The sequence below is a fragment of the Stutzerimonas stutzeri genome, from assembly GCF_051028275.1.
GTDB lineage: Bacteria > Pseudomonadota > Gammaproteobacteria > Pseudomonadales > Pseudomonadaceae > Stutzerimonas > Stutzerimonas stutzeri_AS.
The window spans coordinates 2,533,140-2,550,786 of sequence record NZ_CP069269.1 but is presented as its reverse complement, the minus strand read 5'-3'; the positions used below and the strand labels follow the sequence as shown (position 1 = coordinate 2,550,786).

General features: G+C 59.3%; 16 protein-coding genes. 12 read left to right on the top strand and 4 right to left on the bottom strand.

Annotated features, from left to right (window positions below; genetic code table 11):
- Positions 1–326 precede the first annotated feature (326 nt).
- From JQR87_RS11615 to JQR87_RS11595, 5 genes are all read left to right on the top strand, one after another.
- Positions 327–1,487 (top strand): flagellin, encoded by a 1,161-nt coding sequence (locus JQR87_RS11615; RefSeq protein WP_407297028.1) that lies wholly within the window; start codon positions 327–329, stop codon positions 1,485–1,487.
- Between the two features lie 68 nt (positions 1,488–1,555).
- Positions 1,556–1,915: a flagellar protein FlaG gene (locus tag JQR87_RS11610; RefSeq protein ID WP_407297030.1), complete on the top strand. Its 360-nt coding sequence runs from the start codon at positions 1,556–1,558 to the stop codon at positions 1,913–1,915.
- 57 nt (positions 1,916–1,972) lie between these two features.
- Complete coding sequence (gene fliD / locus JQR87_RS11605) at positions 1,973–3,391, top strand: flagellar filament capping protein FliD (protein ID WP_407297032.1); 1,419 nt, start codon at positions 1,973–1,975, stop codon at positions 3,389–3,391.
- 129 nt (positions 3,392–3,520) lie between these two features.
- Positions 3,521–3,907: a flagellar export chaperone FliS gene (fliS, locus tag JQR87_RS11600; RefSeq protein WP_407297034.1), complete on the top strand. Its 387-nt coding sequence runs from the start codon at positions 3,521–3,523 to the stop codon at positions 3,905–3,907.
- A 71-nt stretch (positions 3,908–3,978) separates the two neighbouring features.
- Positions 3,979–4,272, top strand: coding sequence for a flagellar protein FliT (locus JQR87_RS11595; RefSeq protein WP_407297036.1), 294 nt, complete (start codon positions 3,979–3,981; stop codon positions 4,270–4,272).
- A 192-nt stretch (positions 4,273–4,464) separates the two neighbouring features.
- Here the strand turns inward: JQR87_RS11595 and JQR87_RS11590 are convergent, their stop codons facing one another.
- Complete coding sequence (locus JQR87_RS11590; RefSeq protein ID WP_407297038.1) at positions 4,465–4,746, bottom strand: pyrimidine/purine nucleoside phosphorylase; 282 nt, start codon at positions 4,744–4,746, stop codon at positions 4,465–4,467.
- 309 nt (positions 4,747–5,055) lie between these two features.
- On the opposite strand from JQR87_RS11590, the gene JQR87_RS11585 reads away from it, so the two are divergent.
- Complete coding sequence (locus JQR87_RS11585; protein WP_407297040.1) at positions 5,056–5,307, top strand: YkgJ family cysteine cluster protein; 252 nt, start codon at positions 5,056–5,058, stop codon at positions 5,305–5,307.
- Between the two features lie 81 nt (positions 5,308–5,388).
- Here the strand turns inward: JQR87_RS11585 and JQR87_RS11580 are convergent, their stop codons facing one another.
- Positions 5,389–6,783 (bottom strand): sodium:solute symporter, encoded by a 1,395-nt coding sequence (locus tag JQR87_RS11580; RefSeq protein ID WP_407297042.1) that lies wholly within the window; start codon positions 6,781–6,783, stop codon positions 5,389–5,391.
- A 10-nt stretch (positions 6,784–6,793) separates the two neighbouring features.
- Entirely contained in the window at positions 6,794–7,762 is a 969-nt protein-coding gene (gene arsS / locus JQR87_RS11575) for an arsenosugar biosynthesis radical SAM (seleno)protein ArsS (protein WP_407297044.1), read from the bottom strand.
- 323 nt (positions 7,763–8,085) lie between these two features.
- Here arsS and JQR87_RS11570 point away from each other — a divergent pair, with 323 nt between their 5' ends.
- Positions 8,086–9,900: a YbhB/YbcL family Raf kinase inhibitor-like protein gene (locus JQR87_RS11570; RefSeq protein WP_407297046.1), complete on the top strand. Its 1,815-nt coding sequence runs from the start codon at positions 8,086–8,088 to the stop codon at positions 9,898–9,900.
- A 147-nt stretch (positions 9,901–10,047) separates the two neighbouring features.
- Here the strand turns inward: JQR87_RS11570 and JQR87_RS11565 are convergent, their stop codons facing one another.
- Entirely contained in the window at positions 10,048–11,523 is a 1,476-nt protein-coding gene (locus tag JQR87_RS11565) for an FAD-dependent oxidoreductase (RefSeq protein WP_407297048.1), read from the bottom strand.
- Positions 11,524–11,776: 253 nt separating this feature from the next.
- On the opposite strand from JQR87_RS11565, the gene grxB reads away from it, so the two are divergent.
- The 5 genes from grxB to JQR87_RS11540 all read left to right on the top strand — a co-directional run bounded on the left by grxB (position 11,777) and on the right by JQR87_RS11540 (position 17,615).
- The gene (gene grxB, locus JQR87_RS11560) at positions 11,777–12,421 is read left to right on the top strand and encodes a glutaredoxin 2 (protein ID WP_407297050.1); all 645 of its coding nucleotides are present in this window, start codon (positions 11,777–11,779) and stop codon (positions 12,419–12,421) included.
- 248 nt (positions 12,422–12,669) lie between these two features.
- Positions 12,670–13,749 (top strand): endonuclease/exonuclease/phosphatase family protein, encoded by a 1,080-nt coding sequence (locus tag JQR87_RS11555; protein ID WP_407297052.1) that lies wholly within the window; start codon positions 12,670–12,672, stop codon positions 13,747–13,749.
- Positions 13,750–14,063: 314 nt separating this feature from the next.
- Entirely contained in the window at positions 14,064–15,185 is a 1,122-nt protein-coding gene (locus JQR87_RS11550; RefSeq protein WP_434157814.1) for an aldo/keto reductase, read from the top strand.
- A gap of 121 nt (positions 15,186–15,306) precedes the next feature.
- The gene (locus JQR87_RS11545) at positions 15,307–16,080 is read left to right on the top strand and encodes an SDR family oxidoreductase (protein WP_407297055.1); all 774 of its coding nucleotides are present in this window, start codon (positions 15,307–15,309) and stop codon (positions 16,078–16,080) included.
- Between the two features lie 89 nt (positions 16,081–16,169).
- On the top strand, positions 16,170–17,615 hold the full coding sequence (locus JQR87_RS11540; protein ID WP_407297057.1) for a phospholipase D-like domain-containing protein: 1,446 nt from the start codon (positions 16,170–16,172) through the stop codon (positions 17,613–17,615).
- Positions 17,616–17,647 lie beyond the last annotated feature (32 nt).

Below are 17,647 nucleotides of genomic sequence, written 5' to 3'. Positions count from 1 at the left end.
GCGCCTACCTTGCGCTCGACTGAACATCCGTTGGCAGCGTACTCATCGGGAGCGGCATTTCTCTGCCTTTGATTGCACCTGCGGACAAGTCTTGCTGTGTTCAAGTTCTCCAATGAACGGTCGATACCCATCCAGGATCGGCGGTGTCATCTCCGCTCCAGCGTCGGATACAAGCGGACCGCTTAAAAAAATAGGCGAACCGCCCTAAAGATCCGAGATGAAGCGCCGATACAAAAGATGAATGCGAACTCACTGGTTGCCTGAGCATTGCAGGCTAGGGTCGCAACCCAGGCAATACAAGCTAGGTCCGATGGAGGACAAACATCATGGCTTTGACAGTAAACACCAACGTTGCTTCCCTGAATACTCAGCGCAACCTGAACAACTCTTCCAACTCGCTCACCACTTCCATGCAGCGTTTGTCGACCGGCAGCCGGATCAACAGCGCTAAAGACGACGCCGCCGGTCTGCAGATCGCGAACCGTCTTACCAGCCAGGTTAACGGCCTCGGTGTAGCTGTTAAGAACTCCAACGACGGCATCTCCATGGCACAGACTGCCGAAGGTGCGCTCCAGCAGTCGACTAACCTTCTGCAGCGTATGCGCGATCTGGCTCTGCAATCGGCTAACGGTTCCAACAGCGATTCGGAGCGTAAGGCCCTGAACTCTGAAGTAAGCGAGCTGAAAAAAGAACTGGACCGTATTTCGAATACCACTACCTTCGGTGGCAAAAAATTGCTTGATGGCAGTTTCGATACGACCACGTTCCAGGTTGGTAGCGCTGCTAACGAAACCATTAGCGTCAAGATTGACGAGATGAGCACTGATTCCTTGAAAGGAAAGTCGTTCGAGGGGAGCGTTGCAAACGCGACCGGAACCGCGTCAGCCTCGGGCGAAGTAACCATTACCGGTACGGTCAATGGTGAGTCGTTCACAGTAAAGACCACCATCGCAAGTGGAACCACAGGCGACGACGCGACTCAGCAGATTGCTACTGCAATCAATGATGCAAACGTTGGTGTAGGTGCCTTTACATCATCAAGCGGCACCAAGATCATGTCTGGTCTAGATAAGGATGGATCTGCAAACGCACTCACAGCCTTGACTATAACTGGGGTCCCAGCCGGCTTGACAGCTGGTGCTACGTACACCGCTGCGGCATCAGCTACAGAAACCAAGATCTCAGCAATCAATGTCAATACGGTCAAGGACTCTCAGACCGCCGTTATGGTGATTGACCAGGCGATTCAGAAGATCGACTCGCAACGTGCTGACCTCGGTGCGGTGCAGAACCGATTCGAAAACACCATCGGTAACCTGCAGAATATTTCTGAAAACGTATCGGCTGCTCGTGGACGTATTCAGGACACCGACTTCGCTGCAGAAACCGCCAACCTGAGTAAGAATCAGATCCTGCAACAGGCTGGTACCGCGATCCTCGCCCAGGCCAAGCAGCTGCCGCAGGCTGTCCTGAGCCTGCTGCAGTAACGAGCAGAAGGCGTAACGATGAGGGCAGGGCTTGGCTCTGCCCTCATTGATTCATGAGAGGTGAATCAATGGACGTCGGGAAAGTAACGAGCGGAATCGCATCACCAATGCCGGCTGGATCATCATCACCCAGTCTCCGAAGGGAGGCCGGGTTTTCTGCGTCTGAACAGGTTCAGCAGGTCGAGAAGCCCACGGAAGCAAAGCAACTGGAAAACATGAACGACGTGGTCGAAAGGTTTCGCTCGCAGGTTCAAAGTATCCAGCGAGACCTGAGTTTCAGCGTCGACGATTCTACCGGTGATGTGGTTGTGAAGGTCATTGACGGAGATTCGGGTACGGTCGTAAGGCAAATTCCGTCTGAAGAGATTTTGCGGCTAACCGAGCGATTGGACGAGATGCGTAGTTTGATGTTTGAAGCCAAGGTATAGACGGTACGGTTCTTGTATCCAAACTGAAGCCCAACAGAATTTTGACGAGGTATGGCTATGGCTGATGTAGGTATTGGTTCCGGTATCAACATCGGAAGCATCGTGTCCAGCATGGTCGCTGCTGAGCGCGCACCCAAAGAGAGGCAGCTCGCCACGTTGCAATCCAAGACCACTACACAGATTACAGCCGTCGGAGCGATGAAAAGCGCGATCAGCGAATTTCAGACCGCTTTAGGTAACCTGAATAAGCCTGAGCTATTCCAAGCCCGAGCCGCTAAATCTTCCGATGCCGATGTTCTTTCTGTGACCGCTGGCGTAACTGCCGGTGCTGGTAGCTATCAGGTTAACGTTACTCAGCTTGCCGCTAGCAGTAAGGTAGCCCTTCAGGCGTTTAAGGATGACGCTGCAACTCCTATCAAGCTTGGCAGCGGCTCTATGACTGTTAGCGTTGGTAACCTAGCGTTGCCGGCCATAACTGTTGATGAGAGCAACAATACGCTAGGCGGTATCCGCGACGCTATAAACAAAGCAGGGGCCGATCAGGGGTTAAGCGCAACCATTGTTACTGATGCATCGGGGTCCCGGTTGGTGCTCAGCAGCACAAAAACCGGCATCAATGAGGACATTACCGTTGCAGTCAGTGGCGATGCTACCGGAGATCTATCCAAGCTTGCATTTGCAGGCGGCAACGACGGCCCAGGCGCTGATGGTTCGGCTGGAGTTGTTTCCAAAGCGGCCAACGCTGAGCTCACGATTGATGGCTTGGCCATTACCAGTGCGACCAATAAGATAGATAAAGCCATTGAGGGCGTTACGCTCGACCTCAAAAGCCTCACTAAGGTTGACAAGCCCATTACCGTGGGCGTCACCCTGGATCAAGCGGGCGTAAAGAAGCAGGTTCAGTCCTTTGTCGATGCGTATAACAAGCTGATCGAGGTCATCAATACGCAAACCAAGGTTACCGCCGTGGGGGATGACAAGTCGCCGTTGACCGGAGCGTTAGTGGGGGACGCGACTGCGCGGACGGTGCTTGGTACTGTTAGAAACGAACTGGTAAACGTTCAAGGCACGGGAGCCATTCGAGCGCTAACGGATATCGGCGTTACCACCCAGAAAGACGGCAAGCTCAAACTTGACAGCGATAAACTCGATAAAGTGATGAAAAACGGCTTCGAGGAGCTAGCTGGGCTGTTTACCGGAGACAATGGGCTTGCCACGAGGTTGGATGCCAAGCTGAAGCCATACACCGAGACCGGTGGCATTCTTGAGCAACGAAATAAGTCGATGACTGAAACAATCTCCAGTATCGATAAACAAAAAGCGGATTTGGATCGACGTATCACCTCGCTTCAGGAGCGCCTGTTAAAGAAATTCAACGCGATGGATATGCTTGTGGGGCAGCTCTCCAATACGTCGTCTAGCCTCTTGGCCTCCCTGGAAAATTTGCCTTGGGCTTCAGGCAACTCGAAAAGGTGAAAGCTAACGTTGTCAACGAACCGCCGATGAGGCGGTTTTTTCGTTTTTTGGGGCGCTCCACTATCAAGCTTGGGCGCCTGGGGCCGATAAGCTGTACATGCAAACTGAAGTGGCCGGGGGCTTATCAAAATGAACGCTATGGCAGCAATGAAGCAGTACCAGCAGGTTGGCGTGAAGGCTCAGGTGACCGAGGCTGATCCGCACCGCTTGATCCAGATGTTGATGCAGGGCGGTTTGGATCGTATCGCTCAGGCCAAAGGTGCCATGGAACGCGATGCGTTCGCTGAGAAAGGCGTACTGGTCGGCAAGGCTATAAATATCATTGGCGGCCTGCGCGATGCGTTGGACAAGAGCATCGGCGGTGAGCTGGCTGAGAATCTGGATAGTCTGTACGAGTACATGACGATGCGCCTGTTCGAGGCTAGCCGGCACAATGACATCGAAAAGCTGAACGAAGTGGGAAGGTTGCTGGGCGAGATCAAAGTGGCTTGGGATCAGATCGCGCCTAAAGCTTGAAGCAATGTTTCTCGATAGCTCTGCCTGTTGGCAGCCAGTCACAGTAACCATAGGCTATAACCGAGGGCGCCATGTCGTCAGCCAAGCAAGCGTTCGCGTCACTTACGAACAAGTTGCGTGACGCGTTCGCTGCGGGTGATTGGGAGGCCATCACCGTTTTGGACGCCGAGTGTCGGGCTCTGGTTGCGAGGCTAGGTCAGGAAGATGCTCTTGATGTGCAGCTTCGAGACGAGTTGGCAGGGCTTTCACGTCTGTACGACGAGATTCAACAGGCTGGCCGAACGGAGCGAGAGCGATTGGCCGAGGAGTTGAAGCGCTTGAATCAATCCAAGCACGTCAACCAGGCCTACAAATCGCTGGGGTGAGGCGGTCCATAAGCGTCACCAGTGGCGGTGAGTGAAGCTCACGCGGTGTATTACTAGAAACATCCTACCTGGCCTCCTCAGCCGTGCACCTCTGACGCTTACTCTCCCAGCTAGATCGATTCGGCTTGGGTGGATGGCACTGCATCCATCCACCGCAAACGGGCCTACAGCGTGCTCAGGCCAAACCGCTGCTTAGCGATACTCACACAGATAAGCAGTCGCCTCGGTCACCTTTAGCTGAAACTTGCTATTGGCGGGCACTGTAAATTGGGTGCCCGCACCGTAGGTTTCGTAGGTCTCGGTTCCCGGAAGCTTCACGTCGAGGCTGCCTGCGACAACATGCATGACTTCCAACTGACTCGTGCCAAATTCGTACTCGCCTGGGGCCATCACGCCAATGGTGGCTGGGCCTGCTGCCATGTCGAAGGCGATGGATTTGACGGTTCCGTCGAAGTACTCGTTGACCTTGAACATTTGGAAATCTCAAAGGGATAGAAGGGCGGCCAGTATGCCGAAGCGGTGTTATGGCGTCATCAGGTCGCGATTGTCACAAACTGCCGCTCAGGCCTTGAGAGGACACACAAGCGGAATGCCAGAAGGCGAGTGCCTCCAGGTACCAAGAGGGCAGCGTCCCAATAGCACTTGTGCATCGGCGATACCGGATCCATTAGCCGCATCATTTTCTCGCACAGGTGATCTGACGGGGCGCTGCGTAGCGCTAGTGCCTTTTGCCGAGACAGCCTTTATGATCGCCGCCCTCGTTTTTCATTTCGGATCGTTGAAATGAATTGCCGTCCCGGCTGCGGTGCTTGCTGCATCGCCCCTTCGATCAGTTCTCCAATTCCCGGTATGCCGTTCGGAAAACCGGCTGGCGAGCGTTGCCTGCATCTTTCCGAGTTGAATCTTTGTGGCCTGTTCGGCCATCCATCCAGGCCTGCTGTCTGCAGTGAGTTTCGCGCCGATCCCGCGGTTTGTGGGAGCACTCAGCAAGAGGCCATCCAACTGCTTGGCTGGTTGGAGCAGACGACAGCCTGACGCTCGCTAAGCCAGCTCGCGCTTTCGCTCCCGAAAGCCGCAGCCACAGAACAGCTCGCCGGCAAGCGCAGCGTCACGGTATCAACCCGCCGCTTGTTTGCGATGTCCGCTTAGCCAGCCCGGTAGCAGGTAGCCCAAGGTACACAGCGCTAGCCCATACAGGTTGGTGCCGAGCAGCAAGGCATAATCGCCGCCGCCTATGCTCCAGCTCTGAGGTATCCAGCCGAGGGTCAAGGCGATACCAAGGCAGAGGCCGGTCCAGAAACTGAGGTGGAAGCCGAGTCGGGTCGGTGTCGTCAGACCATGCAGCACGAATACCGGGGCCAGTCCGATGACCATTGTCCCGCTGATAGTGGTGGCCTTGAGAATGTTCGTCCCGGCGATCATCGGCAGATTGCCGAGGAGGGCGAACAACACCATTGCGCCCATGCCAAGGCCAATGGCGCGAGCGCCCAGGTCACGCCCGGCCAGCAGCGGCAGTTCGCGACCCACCAGTTTGGCGAGGCTGGAGAATGTCGAGTCCAGCGTCGAGCCGGCCGCGGAGACCATCACTACGGTCATTACCAGAAGCGCGCCGATGCCCATCGTTTTGACCAGTGCTGCTGGGACGTTGTCCGAGGCCGGAAGCCCAGTCAGTTGGGCATGCACGCCGATCAGGCTGAACGCGAGGATGGCGGTAAACCCCAGAATGCCTGCGAGCACAAAGGCGCGGCGCATGGTGCGTTCTTCGCTGATGAAGCCGCGATCAGTAAGCACCGGATCGTGGAAGCCATAACTGAGCGCTTGCAGGGCCGCAACCAGCAGCAAGTCGACGCCCGCGTCGAGCGCCCAGTAACTCGTACTGCCCAGCTCCGCCGCTGTGTGTTGCGGCAGGACCAGGCCCAGGACCCAGATCAGCGCAACGATAAAGATCGCCATCTGCGCCGCATCGGTAAGGATCGAGCTCCGTAGGCCACCGCGCAGGCTATAGCCGAGCGTGACAAGGGTGAACAGCAAGGCAGCGCCAATGAACTCAGGGCTTCCAGAGGCTCCGTAGTAGCCGCCGACGACCGCGGTATTGCTCCACACCTCGTTGAACAAGCGTATGAGAATCGCCGCGGTGAACGCCAAGGCTGCTGCGTGACCGTAATGGCTGGACAGAAAATTCACCAGGCCGGTAGCCGCGAAGCGACGACGCAAGCGATAAATGACGAAGCCCGTCAATGGGATAGACAGCCAGTACATGGCATAGGCCAGCCCGCCGACCAGGCCATAACTGGCGCCGAGGTTCGCGGCGTTGGTCACTGACTTGGCGAAGATCCAGCTGATGAAGATGCTTGAGGTCAGTAACCATGGCGCGACGTTGCGGCCGTGTCGGTCCCGACCCTCGAAGAAACCTCCGATCGATACCGTACGTGGCGAAAAGGCCAGCATCACCAGGCCATAGATGATCAGAAAGGCCCAGAAGAACAAACCGGTCCAGCTGATCGAGTCCATGGAGACGTCCTTAGTCGATCAGGCTGCCGCTGCAGCTCGAGCCTTGCCCGGCGGTGCAGGCGTAGCAGTGGTCACGGGTGACGATCGCATTGCCTTCAAGACTCGCCGTCTGGAGCAGGTTGCGCAGGTGGGGTCGGTCGCGCCCTATTAGGTTGGGCAGGGTCATTGGCAGATCCAGCATCTGATTGAAATCACAGTCATATAGATAACCCTGCCAGTCCACACTGATCAGACTGCGGCACATCACGGCCCCAAGATTCGATGGTCTGTAGCTATCGCGCAGCAGTTTCATGTAGTCGCCAAATTGCCCCTTGCTCACCAACATGCTGCCGAAGCGGGCAATGGGCTGGTTGGTGATGGTCAGCAGATGGTTGAAATCAATGCCGAAGTCCTGCTTGAGGCGGCTTTTATAGTCTGCCTCCAGTTTGCTCTGGGGCGGCGGCAGGCTGGGGCCCTGCGGGTTGTAGACGAGATTCAGCACGAGGCCGCTTCCGTCTCGACCGTAGCCGAGCCGATTGAGTGTTTGTAGACCGGTAATGCTGGCCTCGAACACGCCATCGCCACGCTGCTTGTCCACGTTTTCCCTGGAGTAGCAGGGCAGGGAGGCAGTGACCTCGACGGCTTGATTGGCCAGGAAGTCAGCGAGATCTTCATAACCCGGTTCACTCAAGATCGTCAGGTTGCAGCGGTCGATTACCCTCAAGCCCTCCCGTCGCGCATGGATGACGATCTCACGGAAGCGTGGGTGCATTTCAGGCGCGCCGCCGGTGAGGTCGAGCGTCTGCACGGGATGCGCGTCGATAACGCTATGCAGCAGGCTTAGGCTCTCGTCGGTCATCGCTTCCTTGCGAGTCGGCCCGGCGTTCACATGGCAGTGCAGACAACGCTGGTTGCACTGGTATGTGAGATTGACTTGCAAGGCCTCAAGCGACCCGCGACGAAGTGGGGGAAACGTCAAGTCGTTCAAGAGAGGGAGCATGGTACGCATGGTAATGGCTGCCCTGTTTTGTAGTGGTGCGCATTGGAATCGTAAGCCGACGTAGCGTTGCATATTTCTGCTTAACGAAAACTAGCCAGTACATCCAGGGGGCGCGCGGTCGGTTCGTCGGTATGGACCGAGCGTTACCTTCGAGTCGTCTATCCAGCGGCAGCGCTGTCGCCTGTGTTTAACCGTACCGTTTGGCTGGTTAGGCGAGTAAGGCAGCTGGCATCGTGACTTCCGACCAACGGTGGAACTCGTTCGTCAGCAGCGTACTCGCAAATGAACCGCACAATACTTCATCTTCCGATAGAGGTTTCGCCATGCGTTCCGTCCCGTTTGCTCTCGCCATGTTTCTGCTACCTGGGGCAGCCTCGGCTGAAAGCCTCCCGGCACAATTGAAAGACCCAAAGTCCTCCGACGTGAAGATCATTGGGCATATCGTTCAGCCAGAGCCGAAGACCATCCCTGTTTCACAGCTCGACGTGCCGCCGGGCTTCGAGGTCCAGATTTTTGCAGAGGATCTGGTCAACCCGCGAATGTTGGCAGTGCACGACAGCGGCACGGTGTATGTCACCCGGCGCAAGCTTGGCGACGTGCTCATGCTGCGCGACACGGATGGCGATGGGCGCGCGGACGAACGCAGGATCGTGGCCAACCGCCCGAATGCCCATGGCATCGCCATCGACGGCGATACCCTCTATCTGGTAACCATCAAGGAACTCTACAAGACCCGCATCCAGCCCGACGGCAGCCTGGCGCCTTTGCAACGGCTGCTTGCCGACCTGCCCGATGCCGGGCAGCATCCCAACCGCACACTGGTCGTCGGTCCGGATAAACAGCTCTATCTGTCAGTCGGTTCGACCTGCAATGCCTGCGCCGATGACAATCCCGAGAACGCCACGCTGCTGCAGGTCAAGCCCGATGGCTCGAGCCGGAAGATCTATGCGAGCGGTCTGCGCAACACCATCGGTTTCGGTTTCGAACCCTCCAGCGGCGCGCTTTATGGCATGGATCACGGCATGGACTGGCTCGGAGATAACGTTCAGCACGAAGAGCTGAATCTGATCCAGCAGGGCAAGAACTATGGCTGGCCCTACATCTACGAGGAAGATGGGATCAATCCTGCCGATCAGCCCCCCGGCAAGCTCACACATAAGCAATGGGCGGCGCGCAGTGTGGCACCGGTCGGGCTTTATGTACCGCATTCGGCGCCGATGCAAATGGCGTTCTACACGAGCGATCAGTTTCCCGAAGACTATCGCGGCGATGCGTTCGTGGCCATGCGCGGTTCCTGGAATCGTCGCCCTCCGTCGGGTTATGAAGTGCTGCGGATCCGTTTCGAGGACGGCAAGCCGACCGGTTTCGAGCCGCTGGTCAGTGGCTTTCTGGTCGAGGACGGTGATGGCTGGGCACGATCGGCGCGGCTGGCCGGCATCGCGCAAGCGAAGGACGGCGCGTTGCTGGTCTCGGACGACGACAACGGGGTGATCTACCGCGTCAGTTATACCGGACAAGCGACCGCGGATGGCGCCACTTCTGATCGACAACCGACCTATGCCGAGGGCACGCGCGTGGGCATGCTGGAAGGTCCGCAGTCGAAGCTTGAAGCAAAGCCGGAAAAACTGGCGAAGCTCAGCCGGGTGATCCTCGAAGCTCAGGGCTCATCGCTGCAACTCGAGTCCGCAACTTTTCAGGACGGCACTACACTGCCCAGCGAACAGGCGGCCGAGCAGGACAATGTTTCGCCAGCGCTGCGTTGGAAAGCGGGCCCCGACGGCACCCAAAGCTACGCGGTGATCATGGAAGACCCGGACGTATCGAGTGAACCACCCTTCGTCCACTGGCTGCTCTACAACCTGCCGGCAGACACCACTGAGCTGTCGTCTGGCGTGCCTGGTGCGGCCGCCCTGGAAATGCCCGATGGCGCGCTGCAAGGGCGTAACGATCATGGCAGCCTTGGCTATTACGGACCGCGCCCGCCCAAAGGTGCGCCCGCTCATCACTACCATTTCCAAGTGTTCGCGCTCGATCGCCAACTGGATCTGCCACACGCCGCCAGTCGCGCTGAACTGCTCGAGGCCATGCGTGGTCATGTGCTGGCGAGTGACGAGTTGGTCGGGCGGTATTCCCGGTAAGGGTAAGCCCATAGTCGGAGCTAGCGCTGAGGGAAAGGATTCCCTAGCCCTGGCTCCGCGCTCGCTGCCCCTTACCCAATCGCTCGCACATGACAGCAAGCGACCCGCTCAGGCAGGTCGCTTGATCTATAGGTAAGTCGCTGCCGTTCAGAGCGTCTTTGCCGCCAATGGCTGAATGGCCGGGCCGTGAATCACTTCACCATCAGCCTGGAAGATCGAGCCGTGGCAAGGGCAGTCCCAGGTGCGATCGGCGTTGTTCCAGGTCACGCTGCAGCCCATGTGCGTGCAGGCCGCGGAGACGCCGTGCAGCACGCCGGAGTCATCCCGCCACACCGCGATCTGCTCGTCGCCGCGGGTAATCACGCCGCCTTCGCCAGGGCCGATCGCATCCAGATCATCGACCTTCGACTGGCTCTCGCCGCTCTGGTTGAAGTCATCCGGAGACGGCCGCCTGGGGTCGTAGAGCGTTTTCCACGGGCGCCGCCCGGTGATGATCTGACGGGCGATACCGAGGCCCGCAGCGGTGCCGTTGCTGATGCCCCACGCGTTGAAGCCGGTGGCGACGAACAACCCGGGCGCCTGCTCAGGATCCGCCTCGCCGACATAGGCCATGCGGTCTGCGGTGTCGTAGTCCTCATTGCACCATTGCCACACCGCCTCGCCAACGGGGAGGTTGCTGCGTGCCCACTGTTCGAGATCGACAAAGCGCTGCGCCACGTCACCGTCCTGCCCGGTGTTGAAGCGTGGGCCGAGCACGAGCAGCAGCGGGCCCTGGTCGTCGCGGCCCATGCGAATCGAATGGGTCGGGTCTTCGGCGGCGATGAACATCCCCTCGAGGTGCGCGTCGTCCTGGGGACGGAAGGCGATTGCCACATGGCAGCGAGGCTGGGTCGGGCTGACCAAGTCGATGGGCGTCTCTACTGGCATGTGCGTGGCGAGAATCACCTGGTCGGCATTCACCGCGCCGCCATCGAAACTCACCTGCCAGCGCTCGTTGCGCTCGAATTTATGCGCGCGGGTCTGCTGATGGATCTTTCCTCCACGAGCCTGTATCGCCGCCGCCAGGCCGACCAGATAACTGGCCGGGTTGAATTGCGCCTGGTCGGGAAACTCGAGCGCACCCGTGGTCTCGAAGGGCAGCGGCGCGCGGTCGAGCACCCGTGCGGCAAATCCCAGGCAATGCGCCGCCTCGGCTTCACGCTCAATGGCTTCGCGGGCTTCTGCAGAACAGGCATAGACGAAGGCGGATTGGCGTTGGTAGTCGCAGTCGATCGCCAGGTTCTCGACCCAGTGGCGTATGCGGTTCACCGCTTCGCGATTGACGTCGGCGTAGCATTGCGCCAGGTCCTGGCCAAAGGTGTCAATCAGGTGGCGGTAGATTAGGGCGTGCTGAGTGGTGACCTTGGCTGTCGAGCGTCCGGTGACCTGTCGGCCAATTTCACGCGCTTCGAGCACCACGACCTTCTTGCCGGCTTCGCAGAGGGTCATGGCGGCGCTCAGCCCGACGATGCCGGCGCCAACCACGACAACGTCGCATTCGCTGTGGCCGGTCGCGGGCTGGAAGTCGCTACGGGGTGCGCTGGCAGTCCAGCAACAGTCGGGTATGGCGGATAGCGCGGGCATGGGCAGGGTCCTCATCGGCTGAGTCGCATGGTCTGTCGACGTTTCATCCCTCCGGAGCGTTGACGGCATGGCCGGAGTATCACGAAACGTCGGGCACTAGGCAGTAGAGCGGCTCGGTTCGGGCAGGTTCCTGACCATCGGGCAGGACGCAAGCGATGCCGGGCCGGTCCTCCTCTCGTCGGCTTGCGACTGCCGGAGCAAACGGAAGCCCGCTGTGCCTGTCCCCTTTTTAACCCTGTCGCGGAGGTGACCGATGAAGCTCTATTACTATGAACACTGTCCATTCAGCGCCCGCGTACGCATGGTGTTGAATCTGAAAGGGATCGAAGCCGAGCGCGAAGTACTGCCAGCCGATGACGAACAGACCATCAGCCACCTGATCGGCAAACATCAGATCCCTGTGCTGGTATGTGACGACGGGACGCCCATCGCTGACAGTGTCAAGATTGCGAAATACCTCGACGGATTCGATGCCCAACCGATCATCCGTGAGCCGGACACGCCCGCACTGCACGATTGGCTGGAGCCGTTTGTGCCGAACCTGCAATACCTCGGTTACCCTCGCTGGACCCAGATCGGCCTCGAGGAATTCGCCAGCCCCTCGGCTTACGCGCATTTTCGCGAGAAGAAGACCGAATCCATCGGCAACTTCGAAACGGCGCTGGAGAATACCGAAGCCAAAGCGCGCGAGGTTTCTGCGCAATTGCAGCGGCTGACGCAGGTTGCCGACCTGACGCCGACACATGAGCAGCCGCGCTGGGATGATGTCACCCTGTTTCCGATGCTGCGCAGCCTGAGCGTGGTGAAAGCCGTGGAGTGGCCTGAGGATGTTCGTGCCTACACCGTTACTCAGGCGCAGCGTTGCGGGCTCGATACTTATTTTGATCGCGCATGCTGACCGCCTCGTGCCACCTCGGCGCAGCCGCTGATCGCACCGGTGCCAGGCTGGACTGCGCCGCGGGAAGATGCTTACGACGCTTTGTTCAGCTGGCTCGGACGATGCCCAGCAAGGCACAGGTGAAGTGGCGGTCAACCAATGCCTGCTCGATGGCCGCCTCTCCGATCATCTGTCTATGACCGCGCGCAGGGAAAAGGCCAGAAGGCCTAACATCCCATGAACTCGATGCCCGGTGGGGAGGGCCTGCCGTGATCGAAGGCATCCTGGTTGGGGTGACCATGATGTTCGTGGCGATCACGCTCATTCAATACTGGAGTCAGCCAAGCTGGTGGGTGCGCGGTTGGGATTTTCCCAAGTTGCAGCTTGGCGCGCTGTTGTTCGGGCTGCTGCTGATTCAGTTGCTATCGCTGGATTTTTCCAACCGCTGGAACCTGCTGCTGCCATTCGCAACGCTGGCTTGCCTGGCCTACCAGTGTTGGTGGATACGCCCCTACACGCCGTTGGTACCCTGCGAGGTGGACTGGGCCGACCCGACTGACGACGGCCCGCGGATTCGTATCCTTTCTTCCAACGTGCTCACCCCCAACCGTCACGCCGATCGCCTGATCGAGCTGGTCAGGCAATACCGACCGGATGTACTGGTGACGCTTGAGACCGACCAGTGGTGGGATGAGCAATTACAGGTGCTAAGCGCTGACTACCCGTGGTGCATCCGCTGTCCGTTGGACAACCTGTACGGCATGCACGTGTTCTCACGTCTGCCGTTGGAACATCAGCGGCTGAGCTTTCTGGTGCAGGACAACATCCCCTCAATGCATGCTCGACTACGGGTCAATGACGAGCTAGGCGTGCGTATGCACTTCCTGCATCCGGCACCGCCGAGCCCGACGGAAAACGACGAGTCCACCGAACGCGACGTTGAGTTATTGATTGTTGGACGCAGCGTCAAGCAGACCGACGAGCCCATAATCGTCAGTGGTGACTTGAACGATGTTGCCTGGTCGCCAACCACGCGATTGTTTCGCAAGATCAGCGGCCTGCTCGATCCGCGCATCGGCCGCGGCATGTTCAATACCTTTCATGCGCAGTACCGCTTCCTGCGCTGGCCGCTGGATCATTTTTTCCACAGTGCGCACTTTCGCGTCGCTCGCCTCGAGCGCCTCGCGGACATTGGTTCGGATCACTTTCCCATGTTCATCGAACTGCAGTACGACCGTCGCCACGCGAGCGAACAGCAGAGCCTGGAAGTCGATGCTGCTGATCGCGCCCGCATGCGAGAGAAGATTGCGCAGGAACCAGCCAGCAAAGAGGATGTGCCGCGTCCGTGAGTGCAGAACCCGGAACGTCCGGTAACCGATACATGAACCAAAACTAGGGCAGCCCGTAATGCCTGGCGTTCGGTCCGCATCGGGAAGAGCACACCGATGATCTGCGCCAACAGCGGTTCTGCTGGGCAGTTGCCTCAACGGGATCTGGTGGAACTCTCGCAGCCAGGATGCAGGCAGCGCGCAGCCTCGTGACCGCCCGTCCTGCAGAGGGAATGCATCGATCAGCTGATAGTCCTTTTCGTATCGGCCCACCAAGAGGCGTTGCGGAGCGCGACGCAGTGAATTTTCGAGGCCGCACATCATCAGGAGGCTGCATGCAGCGTCGTATATTCCTCTCGACCCTGGCTGCCGGCAGTGCGCTGGCGCTGACTGCGCCGCAACTGTTAGCGCAAACGACTACCTCTCCGTCGGCAAGCCGCTCTCCCGAAACGCTGCCGCGCAACAACGGCGATCACCCACGCTATCGACCAACCCAGCGTTTCGGACTCGGTAGCGCCATCGCTCTGGGCGACATGCGCAGACAGATCAGTGAAGAGCAGGCACGCGCTATTCTCAAGGCGGCCTGGGAGCAGGGGATCCGCTACTACGACACCTCGCCCTGGTACGGGTTGGGTTTGAGTGAGCGGCGGGTCGGCCAATTGCTCTACCCACGCGAACGCGACAGCTACGTCTTGTCGTCGAAGACCGGCCGGCTGCTGGAGCCCGATCCGGGTTACGACCATCCCGGTTGGGAGGGGATCGACAACTTCCGTCCCAAATGGGATTTCTCCGCTTCTGCGACCCGCCGCTCCATCGAAGACAGCTTGCAGCGGCTGGGTGTGCCGCGCCTGGACATGGTGTTCATACACGACCTGTCGCCTGATCACATGGGCGAGCAGTGGCGCGAACACTTTGAAGTTGCGCGTAAAGGTGCCATGCCTGAGCTGGTGAAAATGCGCGAGGAGGGCCTGATCAAAGGCTGGGGCCTGGGCGTAAACACCATCGAACCCTTGCTCAAGACGTTGGAGGTCTCCGATCCGGATATCAGTCTGCTAGCCACCCAGTATTCGCTGCTCAAGCATGAGGACGCCCTGACGCGTGCGTTTCCGGCCTGCAAGAAGCGCAACGTCTCGCTCGTTCTCGGCGCGCCGCTCAATTCCGGTTACTTGGCCGGGGGCGAGTATTACAACTACAACCGCGGCGCTCCAGAGGACATCGCACAGAAGCGTGAGCGCTATCGGGCACTGGCGCAGGAGCACGGTGTCGATCTACGCACCGCGGCGCTTCAGTTCTGCAACGCACCGGATGTGGTCGCCTCGGTGATCCCTGGTGCGAGCAGCCCAGAGCAGGTTCGCGAAAATGTGGCGTCGATGGTCGATGCACGGGTGCCCGATGCGTTCTGGGCCTCGGCCAAGGCTCAGGGATTGATGCACGAAGACGCACCGACGCCGGGCTGAGCGATCTTTTGCCCGTGGACGATGAATGGACGGCGTCACCTGTGATGACACCCGGTCCCAACCATACACCCCCAGCATCCGGCCATTCGCAGCCGGACCCTCACCCGTACAGGAGGCTTCAATGGGCAAGCTCACCGGTAAAATCGCCGTTATCACCGGTTCCGACTCAGGCATGGGTCAAGCCATGGCCGCCGCCTTCGCGCGCGAAGGGGCGGATGTTGCGGTGACGTGGCACACCGACGAACAGGGCGCGCAGACCACCGCCCAGCGGGTGCGTGAGGCCGGAGCGCGCAGCATCGTATGCCAGCTCGACGTCACCAACGAGGCGAGCGTCAAGGCACTGTTCGCCGCAGTGGACGAGCAATTGGGTGTGCCGCACATCCTCGTCAACGACGCCGGCACCGGCAAAAGCAAAGCGTTCACGGAATTGACCTTTGAAGAGTTCGATAAAGTGTTGAAGACCGATCTGTATGGGCCGTTCCTCTGCGCACGCGAGTTCGTTCGTAGACGGCAGAACGAAGGCGGCGGTGGCAAGCTGTTGAATATCACATCGGTGCACGACGCCATTCCGAGCCCAAACAACGTCGCCTATGGCGCGGCCAAGGGTGGATTGTTGCTGATGACCCGAAGCCTGGCGATGGAGCTGGCGCCGATGAAGATCAACGTCAACGCCATTGCCCCCGGCCTGATCCGTACGCCAATGACCATGAAGCGCGTGGACGATCCCCAAAAGCGCGAGGAGGAGATGCCGCGCATTCCCTGGCATCGCCCGGGGCAGCCCGAAGAAGTGGCGGAACTGGCACTTTATCTGGTCAGCCCCGAATCCGATTACGTCACCGGACAGGACTTCGTCATCGACGGCGGGCTGGAGATGAACTGGGGGCAGGGCGCCTGAGCGCGATGCCGCCGTTTGCAGACATCGAGCACTATCGGTCCGCGTCGGCGCGCCATGGACCGTCGCGCGGGGAGGCGCCCGCTTCGGGCGTGAAACAGCATATTCAGTCCCTGGTTCAGGCCGCTACGCCGGGCCAGTCAGGTTTTCGTCTGCTGTTGTCCGGTCAGGATGCCTTCAGCGCACGAGCCGAAGCCATCATCCAGGCCGTCGAGACGGTTGACCTGCAGTACTACATCACCCACGACGGTGTCAGTACGCGACTGTTGCTTGGCGAGTTATTACAGGCGGCCAACCGCGGAGTACGGATTCGGCTCCTGCTCGATGACTTCGCCAGTGATGCGCGCGACCACCGCATTCTGCTCAGCGTTGCCCATCCCAATATCGAAATGAAGGTATTCAACCCACCTCGGCGCGGCCGTAAGCACACCGCCACGCGAAAAGCGGGTCGCCTGATCGAGCTTTCTCAGCAACACCGGCGGATGCACAACAAGCTGCTGTTGGCCGACGGCGAGCTGGTGATCATGGGCGGGCGAAACCTTGGCGATGAGTATTTCGATGCCGATGCCAGCCGCAACTTCGTTGACATTGACCTGTTGGGTATCGGCTGTGTGGCGCAGGAACTGTCTGCCAGTTTCGAGGCGTACTGGCGGCATTCACTGGCCGTGCCCATCGAGCAGTGCCTACGTAAGCCCGGCAGGCGGCTTGGTCAACTTCGGCAACCCAGACCCATGTCACAGGAAATCGACAATGCCTGGACCGACGCGCCGGAGCGATGTGCGCAGCTGGTTGCCTACCGCCAAGCGCCACAGCTTGGCACGTGGCTGGGTCGTCTGGTCTGGGCGCGCGCGACTGTGCTTTGGGATCCGCCAGACAAACTGGCGACACCCGGCATGCCCGACCAGAACCATCTGATGACCCGGTCGCTGCTGCCTGTCGCCCTTGGTGTCCGTCGAGAATTGACGATGGTATCGGCCTACTTCGTCCCCACGGAGGCAGGCCTCGCGTACTTCAAAGCCTGTATAGCCAGGGGCGTATCGGTGCGGGTGCTGACCAACTCGCTCGAGGCGACGGACGTTCCGCTGGTACACGGCGGCTACCAGCTATATCGCGCGGCACTGCTGAAGATGGGCGTCCGGCTGTTCGAAATGCGCAAACGCCCGGCGATTCGCTCGAGCTACAGCCTCCCCGATACGCCAATGAGTCTGCACAGCAAGGCCGCGGTCTTCGATGGCCAGCAGGTGTTCATCGGCCCTCTGAATTTCGATCCTCGCTCGGTACTGTGGAACGCCGAAGTTGGCATCCTGATCGACAGCTCCGCGCTAGCCGATGCGGTAAACCAGTTGCTGGTCGAGGGTTTCTCCAAGCGTGTGAGTTACGAGGTCCAGCTCGACGGCACCGCGCCGGATGCCGGTCTGGCCTGGCACTACGAAGCGGGTCAGGGTCGGCCGTTTTGTTGCAAGAAAGAACCGGCCAATCCCTGGAGGCGCTTCAACGCCTGGCTGGCGCGGGTCTGCAGACTTGAATCGTTTCTATAGGCCCGGCGCCGCTGAGCCTGCTTCCACCAACC